The sequence below is a fragment of the Streptococcus sp. OMI750 genome (assembly GCF_047463895.1).
GTDB lineage: Bacteria > Bacillota > Bacilli > Lactobacillales > Streptococcaceae > Streptococcus.
Genome location: NZ_JASHCZ010000002.1, coordinates 195,996 through 208,317 on the forward strand (window position 1 = coordinate 195,996; position 12,322 = coordinate 208,317).

The 12,322-nt window shown below is 43.0% G+C and carries 11 protein-coding genes and 1 pseudogene; 1 reads left to right on the plus strand and 11 read right to left on the minus strand.

What is annotated here, in order from left to right:
• Positions 1-149 precede the first annotated feature (149 nt).
• From QM830_RS05510 to QM830_RS05550, 9 genes and pseudogenes are all read right to left on the minus strand, one after another.
• Positions 150-2,468, minus strand: coding sequence for an HAD-IC family P-type ATPase (locus QM830_RS05510; RefSeq protein ID WP_414325903.1), 2,319 nt, complete (start codon positions 2,466-2,468; stop codon positions 150-152).
• A gap of 8 nt (positions 2,469-2,476) precedes the next feature.
• Positions 2,477-2,863: a VOC family protein gene (locus QM830_RS05515; protein ID WP_049472077.1), complete on the minus strand. Its 387-nt coding sequence runs from the start codon at positions 2,861-2,863 to the stop codon at positions 2,477-2,479.
• A 66-nt stretch (positions 2,864-2,929) separates the two neighbouring features.
• Positions 2,930-4,579, minus strand: coding sequence for a DNA translocase FtsK (locus QM830_RS05520; protein ID WP_414326071.1), 1,650 nt, complete (start codon positions 4,577-4,579; stop codon positions 2,930-2,932).
• Between the two features lie 56 nt (positions 4,580-4,635).
• Positions 4,636-5,290, minus strand: a pseudogene (locus QM830_RS05525) (DNA translocase FtsK); the annotation flags it as partial.
• A 101-nt stretch (positions 5,291-5,391) separates the two neighbouring features.
• Positions 5,392-5,886 (minus strand): hypothetical protein, encoded by a 495-nt coding sequence (locus QM830_RS05530; RefSeq protein ID WP_414325904.1) that lies wholly within the window; start codon positions 5,884-5,886, stop codon positions 5,392-5,394.
• Between the two features lie 89 nt (positions 5,887-5,975).
• Complete coding sequence (locus QM830_RS05535; protein WP_414325905.1) at positions 5,976-6,896, minus strand: hypothetical protein; 921 nt, start codon at positions 6,894-6,896, stop codon at positions 5,976-5,978.
• A 79-nt stretch (positions 6,897-6,975) separates the two neighbouring features.
• The gene (locus QM830_RS05540; RefSeq protein WP_414325906.1) at positions 6,976-7,740 is read right to left on the minus strand and encodes a hypothetical protein; all 765 of its coding nucleotides are present in this window, start codon (positions 7,738-7,740) and stop codon (positions 6,976-6,978) included.
• A 178-nt stretch (positions 7,741-7,918) separates the two neighbouring features.
• A complete protein-coding gene (locus QM830_RS05545) occupies positions 7,919-8,476 on the minus strand; it encodes a hypothetical protein (protein ID WP_414325907.1) in 558 nt (185 codons plus the stop codon).
• 45 nt (positions 8,477-8,521) lie between these two features.
• A complete protein-coding gene (locus QM830_RS05550; protein WP_414325908.1) occupies positions 8,522-8,959 on the minus strand; it encodes a hypothetical protein in 438 nt (145 codons plus the stop codon).
• A gap of 221 nt (positions 8,960-9,180) precedes the next feature.
• Between QM830_RS05550 and QM830_RS05555 the strand changes: the two genes are divergently transcribed.
• On the plus strand, positions 9,181-10,026 hold the full coding sequence (locus tag QM830_RS05555) for a peptidylprolyl isomerase (RefSeq protein ID WP_414325909.1): 846 nt from the start codon (positions 9,181-9,183) through the stop codon (positions 10,024-10,026).
• A 311-nt stretch (positions 10,027-10,337) separates the two neighbouring features.
• Here the strand turns inward: QM830_RS05555 and QM830_RS05560 are convergent, their stop codons facing one another.
• The gene (locus QM830_RS05560; protein WP_414325910.1) at positions 10,338-11,879 is read right to left on the minus strand and encodes an ABC-F family ATP-binding cassette domain-containing protein; all 1,542 of its coding nucleotides are present in this window, start codon (positions 11,877-11,879) and stop codon (positions 10,338-10,340) included.
• A gap of 84 nt (positions 11,880-11,963) precedes the next feature.
• Positions 11,964-12,317: an arsenate reductase family protein gene (locus QM830_RS05565; protein WP_009731462.1), complete on the minus strand. Its 354-nt coding sequence runs from the start codon at positions 12,315-12,317 to the stop codon at positions 11,964-11,966.
• Between the last annotated feature and the right edge of the window lie 5 nt (positions 12,318-12,322).

Below are 12,322 nucleotides of genomic sequence, written 5' to 3' on the forward strand. Positions count from 1 at the left end.
GTTTTTGGATTATCGAGCAAGACGCAGTGGTTGAGTGGGCTCTACTACGCCGATTTCATCAGCTTTTACAGCCCTACTCAACTGTGCGGAGGTGGGACGACGAAATCGAATTCTAACGAATTACCGATTTCTGTCCCACTCTCTTTCTTTTATTTCATCCGATGAAAGAACCAGCCCACTAACTTCTTGAAGAGTTGAATCAAGACGAGAGCGAGAACTGCCATGATGGCGCAGATAAACAGCGTTTGAAGTCTCAAGGGGCTCATGTTAAAGAATTTCCCTAGGATACTACTTGAAACCAGAAAAGCTAGGATATTTCCTAGAAGAACCAGTCTCTTGTAGTGATTGAGAGGCTGGGATTCTTGATAAATGATGGTAAATCCGACGAAGGCCATCAAGCAGATGGCTGCACTCGAGAGTTCTTCCGACTTGATGCCAAACGCTGAAGAGAACAGTACTAAACTAAAGATCAGTATAAAATCCGTCAAGGCAGCAGGCAGTGCATTTTTAAAGACCGTTTCGATAAAGCGTCCTTTGATGCGCTCGCTATTGGGCTCAAGCGCTAGGAAGAATCCTGGAATCCCAATCGTAAAACCACTGATCAAAGACATCTGCGACGGCATGATGGGATAGGTAAAGGCTAAGAAGCTAACTGAGATAGCCAACAAAATAGAAAAGATATTCTTGATCAAAAAGAGACTGGCTGATCGTTGAATATTATTGACTACCCGCCGACCTTCTGCTACGATAGACGGCATCTTTCCAAAGTCAGAATCCAGTAAGACCACTTGCGCCATTTTTTTGGTCGCATCATTTCCAGATTCCATCGCAATACTACAATCCGCTGTTTTTAAGGCCAGAATATCGTTGACGCCATCTCCAGTCATGGCAACCTTGTGTCCTTTTGCCTGCAAGCCTTCTACAAGGCTTTTCTTTTGCTCTGGGGTCACCCGACCAAAGACTGTATACTGGCTCGTCGCTTGGTGCAAGTCTTCTTCCGTCAGTAAGGTTCTGGCATCAATCAGGTCTTCTGCTCCTTCAATGCCTGCTTTTTGTGCAATAGCTGAGACGGTAGCAGGGTTGTCCCCTGAAATGACCTTAATGGTTACACCTTGTTCTTTAAAGTAGGCGAAGGTTTCTTTGGCATTTTTTCTCAAAGGATTGGAGAGAATAATCCAGGCTACCAAATCTACAGGAGCCTCTAACGTCTCTCCCAGGTGTTTTCCCTTATATTTACCAAAGGCCAAGACCCGATGGCCTGCCTGCGTAGCAGGGGCGATCTCTTTTTCAAGCTCAGAGAAGCTTTCTCGTAAAACAAATTCTGGAGCGCCTAATACATAGATCCCCGTTTCAAAGGCAATGGCCCCATACTTTTTCTTGGACGTAAAGGGCAGTATTTCAAGAGTCTTCCAAGGACGGCTGATTGGCGTCTTGTGGAATTTTCGGATCGCATCCATGGTATCGTTTTGATCCATACTAGCTTCTACATACTGAGCTAGAGCTTCCAAGTCTTGAGCGTCTTTAACTGGACGAATCTCTGTCACTTCCATACCAGGCTCTGTAATGGTCCCTGTCTTATCGACACAAAGGACATCCACGCGCGATAAGGTCTCAATCCCCTTCATGCTATTGAGCAGAACCTTTTCCTTGGCCAATCTGACAGCACCCAGAGCCAGCGCCAAGGTCATCAAGAGATACAAGCCTTCTGGGATCATCCCGATCAAGGCTCCGACTGTTGAAGTCACACTGAGCTTGAGGCTATCGCCTAGGCTGACATAGCTGCGAAGAAAAAGGAGCGAGCCTAGCGGAATGATGAGGAGGCCAATGATCCCTACGATGCGGTTAACTGCATGAACCATGTCGGACTCCTCATGGGACTTGACCTGTTTGGCTTCCAAGCTCAATTGGTTGATGTAGGAGTCATTCCCCACTTTTTCCAATCGTGCCAGTCCTTGACCAGCAATCACAAAGCTACCTGACATGAGCGCATCTTGCGCTCCTTTTTTGACCTCATCGGCTTCACCGGTCAATTGCGACTCATCGACTTTTAGCTCGCCCTCCAGCAAGACCCCATCCGCATAGATCTGGTCTCCAGCTTGAAAGCGAACTAGATCACCCTCCACCAGCTGATCGATAGGTAAAGCGACTTCTTTGCCTTCGCGAAGAGCGATCGCCTCACTCATGTGTAGAAATTGCATCTGACGCAAGATTCGTCTGGAGCGGACTTCCTGCACAATACCAACTAAGGAGTTGACCACGACAATCGGGACAAACAAGAGATTGTTCCAAGACTTCACTGCTACCAACAAAATAGCCAAAATCAAAAATATCAGATTAAAGTAGGTAAAAACATTATCTCGAATGATCTGTCCTAGGCTTTTTTCTGTCTTGATTGTGACCTTATTTTGCTTGCCCTCTTGGATCTTTTTGTCTACTTCTTCCTGACTGAGTCCTTCTAATCTATCCATTGCGTTCCTCACTCATGTATTTCCAAGGGCAATCCTTCTGGATCGAAGAAAAATGCCATTTTCTTACCATCAAAGTCATCATAGCGAAGGCCTGTATTCTCAATACCTAGCTGATCCAATCTAGCTAGATACACTTCTACATCTTCCACTTTAAAGGCTAGATGACGCAGTCCCGCATGCTCGGGCAAGGGAAGCTTAGGCCGTTCTGGGGCCGTCGGTTTGATAAAGAGTTCTAACGTCAGCTGGCCCTGACGGAGATTGATCAAGATATCTCCGCGTTCAGGACGGTCATATTCACTGACAATCGCAAAACCCAACTGGTCCACATAGAAATGCAACATGGCATCGCGATCCCGTCCAATGATGGCAATATGATGAATCATGTCTAACTTCATCTGGTCCTACTTTCTATTTTCTATAAAAAGAAAAGGGAGTGGGACAAGCGCCCTTTTTCCCTATCCTTATGATTGTTGCAATACTTTCCGAGGCTTGGTTCCTTCAGCAGGTCCAATCACACCGGCTGCTTCCAACTCTTCCATGAGGCGAGTCGCTCGGTTAAAGCCAACTGACAAGCGGCGCTGAATCATCGAAGCACTGGCTTTTTGAGTTTCAACCACGAGCGCCTTGGCCTCTTCAAAGAGAGGATCGCCTTCATCAGAGCCACCCATGCCTCCGTCAAAATCTGATTCCGACACTTCTCCTGGATCAAAAGCATCATCATAATCGGCTTCTGCCTGCTCTTTAACAAAGTTGACTATCCGCTCCACATCGTCATCTGAGATAAAGGATCCTTGCAGACGAATCGGGTGGTTTTCATCGATCGGTTTAAAGAGCATGTCTCCGCGACCGAGCAATTTCTCTGCCCCATTTTCATCCAAGATGGTCCGTGAGTCGGTCCCAGATGATACCGCAAAAGCGACACGAGAAGGCACATTGGCCTTGATCAAACCTGAGATAACGTCAACCGATGGCCGTTGGGTCGCAAGAATCATGTGGATCCCTGCTGCACGCGCCTTCTGTCCGAGGCGAATAATGGCATCTTCCACTTCTTTACTTGCAACCATCATCAAGTCGGCCAACTCATCGACAATGACCACGATCAATGGAAGTGGTACTTGCTTCATCTCAGACTGGGCATTGTACTCCGCCACCTTGGCATTAAAGCCAGCAATATTGCGAGCACCCACTTTCGAGAAGAGCTCATAGCGATTTTCCATCTCATCGACAACCTTTTGTAGGGCTCGACTGGCCTTGCGTGGGTTGGTCACCACTGGAATCAAGAGGTGAGGAATATCATTGTATACAGAAAGCTCCACCATCTTTGGATCGACCATCATAAATTTGACTTCGTCCGGACGAGCCTTCATCAAGATACTCGAAATAATCCCATTAACCGCAACCGATTTACCAGAACCGGTAGAACCAGCTACCAAGAGGTGGGGCATCCGGGCCAAATCAAAGGTCCGAGCCGAGCCATCTACGGCCTTCCCAAGAGGAATCTCAAGGAGTTTAGCCGGATCTGTTTTGGACTGCTCCCACAATTCACGGAAGGAGACCGTCGCAATCTCTGAGTTGGGCACTTCAATCCCGACCAGAGACTTCCCTGGAATCGGTGCTTCAATTCGCACATCCTTGGCTGCTAGGGCCAAGGCCAAATCATCTGCTAGATTCGAAATGCGGTTAACCCGCACACCGACAGCCGGTTTAACTTCATACTTGGTGACAGAGGGGCCGATTTCCGCCCGCTCCACTGTCGCCTTGATGTTAAAGCTTGCAAAGGTCTCTTCCAAAATGCGGATGTTCTGGCGAACGATATTTTTCTCTTTGGATTGGTTTTTGGGCTTGTCAGGTGCGAAGAGATCAATGGTTGGAAGTTTGTATTGAAGGAGTTCCTTAGGCGTGAAGTCCACCTGAACTTCCTCCCCATCGTCTTCGAATTCTTCGGCTACCGGAAGCTCTTCGTATGCTTCAGGCTCTTCCGGCCATTCTTCATCTGGCAGGTAGATTTCTGGTGTTGCTGGTGCAACAATCTCAGCTTCTGGAAAAGGCTCTGTGAACGGCTCTTCCGCCAATACCTCTCCTGTTTCAGGATCTACAGGATGGCCTTCCATAGAAAGGGGAGTTGGAAAAACAGCTCTTGCTTCTTCTTGCTTTCTTTCAGCTGCAGCAGCTTCCTCGGCAGCTCTCGCTTCTTTTTCAAGGAATTTCTGCTCGCGACGCTCTTTGCGTTTTTCCATAGAAGCATGGAAGGCTTCGGACCCCTTTTCAAACAAATCATAGATGGAGTAAGGGCTCATCAAGAGGATCCCCAATCCAATAAAGAGAAGGCCAATAAAATAAGAGCCAATATTTGAAAAAAGGAAGGAAATCGGAGCATAAAGAAGGGCACCGATCATACCACCACCAGCAAAACTCTCCACCCGCAGATGAATCAAGTCTGCCATGATTCTTGAAAAGGTGACCTTGATCCCATTATTGTCTAAATGAAGGGAGGATACAAAGAAGGCCTGAAACATCAAGAGAAGCCCAGTAAAGAAGCTTAGGAAACCTGAAATCACCCCTTCGTGTTTGTCCAACCATTTAAAGGCATAGAGGTAGAAAAAGATTGCTAAAATAGCCAAATAGGCCAAACTTCCAACAAATAGTCGGATCAAATTGTAGGCTAAGACCCCTACTGCCCCCAATTTCAGGGCCGCAAAAATTAAGACCAGACTAATCAGAATGGTCGCAATCATGCGATGAATTGCTTTTTTTCTTTCTAATTCTGCTTTGGACAGTCGTCTCGTCGACCGTGTTTTTTTCGATTGATTATTGTTTGCCATAACCTTTATTATATCACATTTCCAAGCTAGTTCTCTAGTAAAATCACTTCCACAAATTTGTAGCAGAAAGCAGAAAAACAGCACCGAGTGGGCACTGTTACTTATAGATTTTGCTTTGGGTGGCGGTCAATGATGGCTTGATGTTCTTTCAACGCTTGTTTTCCTTTGTCCATCAACTGATAGCCCCGAACCGTGAACTGTTGGGCTAGCTCTTCTTCTGTGAAGTGATCAGCCAAAGCTTGGTTCAAATCGGCCGCTTTCATCTTGGACAAGCCAGCGACTCCCTTCTTTTTGAGAATGGCTTTTTTCATGGTCGCATTGATGTGGTCCAATGAACCAAAAGCAGATTCAATATAGGCATAATCCTTATCTACTAAAGCCTTCAAGTGTTCCGGCGCATGAATCCCATAGGTGTACTCGAAGTACTTAGGAAACCACGTCTCTGTCGTAAAGGTTCCAAAGTTAATCCGCCACAAGAGAATAATATCCCCAGCGACCAGAACATCGTGCAGGAGCTCCATATTTCTCTTCGAAACGGGCTTTGGGTCCAACAGCCAAGCTTCCAAATCCCTCTCAGGCGAAATGTAGGGTTTCATCTCATGGTCTGCGTAAAATTTTTCTAATATCTCTGAAATAGTGGTCACCTTTTTTTGTCTTTCTCTTAAAAACAAGCCTAGATAGCTCCTTACCAATCTCTTTCAAGATGAGTCCATTCTGCAAACTCTTGATAAGTCTCCAATACTTTGGTTTGCTTCTCCCCATCATTACTTTCAACTGTTTCAATCACTTCTAATTTATCTTGACCAAGTGGCGCAAACCAATGTCTCAGTAATTGATAGGATTCTTCTACCGATATTTTTTTCTTCCGAAATGCTACTACCATTTTATCTTCTTTATTAGCCTTTCCTAACTGAATAAACTTAGGGTAGTCCTTTTCAAAGTTGATACAGTCACAATACGGATAAGAGAAGATAAAGAAATCGTTTCGGTTATATACATTGCTATTATAAATGGCGTCTCCAAGTGATGTTAAGTTATGACTATTGGGATAATTGCTTTTGAGTAATTTCTCTGTCGTTTCACCCACTATTTTATTGGAATCCAAGTCCATTTTAACGGTGATTCTGTTCTTTTTTTCATATTGTTGGAGTGTCAACAATAAATATTCCTTGTCATCCTCAATCACTATATTTCCTTGAAATAACAAATAAAAGTTTTTATCATAATTCTTAACAACTTGGTAAAGATCAACCTTTTCAGGTTTCTTATCTAGATAATCTAAATCATAAACAATCGCATGCCAAGTCCAACCTTTTTTGGGTTCCTCGTCTATTCCTTCATTACTTGCAGTCCGTGTTCCTAAAACTAAATAACGATCACCAATTGATGCCCATCCATTAAGGGAAGTGAAATCTTCAGAGCCTAGAAAGGAAATTATTCGTTTCTCTTCATCTAGATAGTGTAATTCTTTAATCGATCCTGCATCATACTTTTCCCATTTAATTTTATGTTCATTATTTTGAAGGTCTATACTTTTCTGATAGACAATCATTGAGATAGATAGAATCGATACTAGAAGCAAAGCTACAATTTTCCATTTTTTCATTTTAACATCCTTTTTTCCCACCGAGACAGTCCTGATAGTTCATCCCAAGCTCCCTTGATCTCTATTTCGATTATCGAATTTACAGATGATTGCCTTCATCCTTCAAGTATTGTTTAGCCTTTCGAACGATATAGAGCGACTCATCTTCTGAAACTAACTTACGAAAGAGCTCTTCCGCTCTAGACTTATCGCCTTTAAGAGTAGCATTCAAGGCTTGGTAGTAAATGATTTCTAACTGCTGGTACTTGAAGTCATTGCTTAAGCCTTCAAAATAATCATTACTTTGGTGGGCAATGGTTAAGTCATAAAGAGCGAGACAGACCTTTTTCGTTTTCTCAGCTAGTGTGGGGTCTGTAATGGTCAATTCATTTAATCGAGCCTCTAGCTCTTCTCTAGACAAATCAGGATCTGTCAGGACGATCGAACGAATAAGATAACTCTCAAAAAAGTTCTTATATTTTTGCGGATAATCCGTCTGACTAAGTGCTTCTCTAGCTTCCTTTATGACAGTGTCGAAATCTCCCATCATAAAAGAATAGGCGACCGAAGTTAGCTTCATATCTATCTGTAAAATGGGCTTTTTCACATTCTTGTTCAACTGAAGGTATTGCTGCCAAAAAGCTAAATCTAAGTCTACATGGAGCATAGTGTTGCACTTGTTGGTGTAGCTCTTCTTAAGCAATTGGATGAATAAAAACAAGCCTGCAAGTACCAATAAGACGCCACCCGTCTGAAGAAGAGTATCTCTGACTACTAATCCTATACAAACAATCAGAAGCATTGCCAACAAGCCAGCAGATCTAATATAGAGTCTATAGTTTTTTCGTAGAGTTTTATAATCCAATTTATATCCTCCTATTCATGATACCGTTTTTGAGGGAATTCGTTTATTTTCCAACAAAACAACTTATCTCCCATCATACCGAATTATCCATCTATATGCAACTTCCTTCTTAATTAGTGATTTAGGCCAAAAAGAAATCACCCATACGGGTGAATATTGCTTTAAAGAATTAAGAAAACTATTTCTTTTCCAAAATTTTTAAATAGTGTGTTTTCTTGAATTGGCCGCATAATGTTAACAAAACAAAGAAATACCACATCAAAAAACTTATAAATAATAACAGAAAGCTTCCGAAGGTAAGATATAAGATGGATAATCCTAAGGTGATGAGCCCAAAAACAAGAATTAGCAAATAGGTTTTCAATCCATTTGACTTCTGTACTTGAAAATAGTGCTCAGGTATTTCATAAGGAATGACATTCACTGTATACTTCTGCCTTCTGCGTTTCAATTGGCCTATAGCGATGACAAACATCAATCCAAATGATAGCACTAGTGGGATAAATCCATGAAAGGATACTCGATCCGTTAACAGATAAATGCCATAAAAAAGGATGCCACTTGGAGTAAAGATAATGGGAAATGGAACACTTTTTCCGACATATAGTTTATTTTCTTTAGGATGATAAAATACTGTTTTTTTGAGATTCCTTTGATCTGCACCAAATTCGACCAAATCGCGTAAAGGGAATTGTTGTCGCTCCTTCAACGCTAATACGATTTGTTCAAAGTCCACTTCCGTAGGCTCCTGCTCAAGAGCTTTCTTTGCTTCTACTTGGGCTTAAAGATGTTCTTGATAATACTTCAGTAATTCCTTATTTTTCCGTTTAGTACCAAGGAATTTAAGTGTAATTGAACGACCAGAAGTCCCATGCCCCACGACCTTTCCTTCCACATAAATTGGATAATTGGTGATCCCTCGCGTCGAGTCCTTTTCTCCTAAACGGACCTCAATGGTTAATGGGGCTAGACGATAGCGCTTGAAATTGCGATCGACCACTATTTCTGAGTTCCTAATCTCTATTCTTCCCATCGATGAAAAAGCAATCCAGCCAACTGTCACTAGAAGAGAACAAGCAGCCAATAAGGCTGTTAGGTTTTCAAAAAAATCATCTTCAAGCAGCAATTGGATGACAGCGATGAGCATTGACACTGCCAAAAAGATCAAAAAATACAGTGAACTTCTCGAGTAAATATAAAATTTACGTGGTTGTTTCATTTATGACTTTCTTCCTCTTTAAAAATCTATTTCACAGCTCTAAAAGCACTTTCCATCATACCGAATTTTCTATCTCTACGCAACTTCCTTCTTAATTAGTGATTTATCAAGCATTGACAATCTTTAACCAACTTTAGTGAGGAGAGATTTCCGTCTAAATTTGAAAGTATCGCAAAATTAAGGTACAATAGAAAAAGACAACTATGTTGGAAAGGAAGAATATGAAAAAATTAATCGCACTACTATTATTTTCCGGCTTGGCTTTAACAGCTTGTTCGTCCAATAAGACAGACGCTAACTCCTCAAGCTCAAGCAAAGAAAAAACAGAGCAGACAGCAACTTCTAGCTCTAGTGAAAAAGATCAAAAGAAAATTGAAGAAGAACAAAAGAAATTAGAACAACTGCGCAAAGATTTTAACGATGCCATGACCAATGAAAATGCCGTCTTCCCACAACTATCAACTGACGTGGCTGAAGACGAAGCGGAGGTTAAAATCACAACGACTGAAGGCGACATCACTGTGAAGCTCTTCCCTAAATATGCCCCACTTGCAGTTGAGAACTTCTTGACCCATGCAAAAGAAGGCTATTACAATGGCTTACTTTTCCATCGTGTCATTAACAACTTTATGATCCAAACTGGGGATCCTAAGGGAGATGGTACTGGTGGTGAATCCATCTGGAAGGGCAAAGACAAATCCAAAGATTCAGGTACTGGTTTTGAGAATGAGTATTCTCCATACCTTTACAACCTTCGTGGAGCCCTAGCCATGGCCAATTCTGGTCCAAATACCAACGGTAGTCAATTCTATATCAACCAAAATAAGGAAGATATTTCTAGCAAGCTCCCGACGGATCGCTTCCCAGCTAAGATCATCGATGCTTATAAAAATGGTGGAAATCCAACCCTTGATGGCGGTAACTACACTGTCTTTGGACAAGTCATCGATGGCATGGATGTCGTCGATAAAATTGCATCTGCCGAAACCGATGATAAGGACAAACCAAAAACGGACATCAAGATTGAAAAAATTGAAATCATAAAAGACTACGATTTCAAGAAATAATGAGAAGAGAACCAAACGGTTCTCTTTTTAAGATATTGATAAACATTTTACATAAAATTAGCTAATAGATTCATTGGTAAATAAACTGAATTCTAATTATTTAAGACATTCATCTACTGAAACTTTCCGCTATGAGAAAAGTGCCTGAAACAATACAGTTTCAGGCACTCGGAATTATTTAGACCTTAGGCTCAATAATTAGTCATGGAACTTCTACGAAGTTCGCTGACGTCCGTACTCACCTAAGGAAAGTTTCTAAGAAGTCTTTAACTTCAATCTGAAAAGAGAACCGCACGGTTCTCTTTTTGTGTTTACGTTAATTCATTAAAGTCCCAGATTTGGTCCATCCAGCCTTCATAGAAGTCTGGCTCGTGGCAAACCATGAGGATCGATCCCTTGTATTCTTTCAGGGCCCGTTTCAACTCTTCTTTGGCATCTACATCCAAGTGGTTGGTTGGTTCGTCTAGTACCAAGACATTGTTTTCACGGTTCATCAAGAGACAGAAGCGTACCTTGGCTTGCTCTCCACCGGATAAGACCTGGATTTGGCTCTCGATATGTTTAGTGGTCAAGCCACAGCGGGCAAGGGCGGCACGGACTTCTGCTTGGTTGAGAGCCGGAAAGGCATTCCAGACTGCTTCAAGCGGTGTCTGACGATTGCCTCCTTCGACCTCTTGCTCGAAATAGCCAAGTTCTAGGTAATCTCCACGTTCTACTTCTCCAGCGATCGGTGGAATGATTCCCAGCAAGCTCTTCAAGAGAGTAGTTTTCCCGATCCCGTTGGCACCGATGATGGCTACCTTTTGATTGCGCTCAAAGGTCAGGTTTAAAGGCTTGGTTAAAGGACGATCATAGCCAATTTGGAGATCCTTGGCTTGGAAAATGAAGCGTCCAGGAGTCCGGGCATTTTTAAATTCAAAGGAGGGCTTTGGTTTCTCACTTTGCAACTCAATGAGTTCCATCTTGTCCAGCTTCTTCTGACGAGACATGGCCATATTCCGAGTAGCCACACGCGCCTTATTACGGGCTACGAAATCTTTGAGGTCAGCAATTTCTTTTTGCTGACGCTCATAAGCAGCTTCCAATTGCGATTTCTTCATTTCATAGACTTCAAGGAATTGGTAGTAGTCCCCAGAATAACGGGTCAACTGCTGATTTTCCACATGGTAGACGATGTTGATCACATCGTTCAAGAATGGAATATCGTGGGAAATGAGGACAAAGGCATTTTCATAATTTTGCAAATAGCGCTTGAGCCAATCGATGTGCTCTGCATCCAAGTAGTTGGTCGGCTCATCTAGTAGCAAGATATCTGGTTTTTCAAGGAGGAGTTTGGCCAAGAGGACCTTGGTCCGTTGCCCACCTGACAAGGAGGTCACATCCGTATCCATGCCAAAGTCCATGACCCCAAGAGCCCGGGCTACCTCATCAATCTTGGCATCCAAGGTATAGAAATCACGGCTTTCTAGACGCTCTTGGAGTTCTCCAACCTCTTCCATCAAAGCATCGACATCAGCTCCGTCTTCTGCCATGGCCATATAGAGGTCATTGATCCGAGCCTCTGCTGTGAACAACTCATCAAAAGCTGTCCGCAAGACATCGCGCACCGTTTGTCCTTCTTTTAGGACAGCGTGTTGGTCCAGGTAACCAGCGGTCACATACTTAGACCACTCGACCTTTCCTTCGTCTGGTTGCATCTTACCGGTCACGATGCTCATGAAGGTCGATTTCCCTTCACCATTGGCCCCGACCAGACCGATATGCTCTCCCTTTAGCAAACGGAAAGACACATCCTCAAAAATCGCACGGTCCCCAAAACCGTGACTCAAATTTTTCACTTCTAAAATACTCATCCTTAACTCTCTTTCGTAGATTTCACTCGTATGATTATATCATCTTCAACTCAAAATGAAAAGGGAGTCCAACTCCCTTTTCATTTACAAATCTAAGTCTGCGTATGGTTTCCGGTAGCCCACTTGAACCACTTTTCCGTCTTTGACAAGTAGGGGGCGCTTGATCAGCATACCGTCTGAAGCAAGGAGATCCGCTGCTTCTTTCACTGTCAGTTGATCCACCTTATCTTTCAAGCCGAGTTCCCGGTATTTCATCCCGCTGGTATTAAAGAAAGATTTGATCGGTAGGCCAGACGCTACCATCCAGTCTTGCAATTCTTGACTAGTCGGTGTTTCGGTTACAATATTTTGGCTCTGAAACTCACATTGGAGACCGTCCAATTCTGATTTAGCCTTTCGACAAGTCGAACATTTTGGGTATTCAATAAAGGTATACATCGATT

What these genes read in the sequence shown, in the direction of transcription:
- QM830_RS05510 (WP_414325903.1), bottom strand. Translation starts at nt 2,468, where the DNA reads ATGGATAGATTAGAAGGACTCAGTCAGGAAGAAGTAGACAAAAAGATC.
- QM830_RS05515 (WP_049472077.1), bottom strand. Translation starts at nt 2,863, where the DNA reads ATGAAGTTAGACATGATTCATCATATTGCCATCATTGGACGGGATCGC.
- QM830_RS05520 (WP_414326071.1), bottom strand. Translation starts at nt 4,579, where the DNA reads ATGGAAGGCCATCCTGTAGATCCTGAAACAGGAGAGGTATTGGCGGAA.
- QM830_RS05530 (WP_414325904.1), bottom strand. Translation starts at nt 5,886, where the DNA reads ATGAAACCCTACATTTCGCCTGAGAGGGATTTGGAAGCTTGGCTGTTG.
- QM830_RS05535 (WP_414325905.1), bottom strand. Translation starts at nt 6,896, where the DNA reads ATGAAAAAATGGAAAATTGTAGCTTTGCTTCTAGTATCGATTCTATCT.
- QM830_RS05550 (WP_414325908.1), bottom strand. Translation starts at nt 8,959, where the DNA reads ATGAAACAACCACGTAAATTTTATATTTACTCGAGAAGTTCACTGTAT.
- QM830_RS05555 (WP_414325909.1), top strand. Translation starts at nt 9,181, where the DNA reads ATGAAAAAATTAATCGCACTACTATTATTTTCCGGCTTGGCTTTAACA.
- QM830_RS05560 (WP_414325910.1), bottom strand. Translation starts at nt 11,879, where the DNA reads ATGAGTATTTTAGAAGTGAAAAATTTGAGTCACGGTTTTGGGGACCGT.
- QM830_RS05565 (WP_009731462.1), bottom strand. Translation starts at nt 12,317, where the DNA reads ATGTATACCTTTATTGAATACCCAAAATGTTCGACTTGTCGAAAGGCT.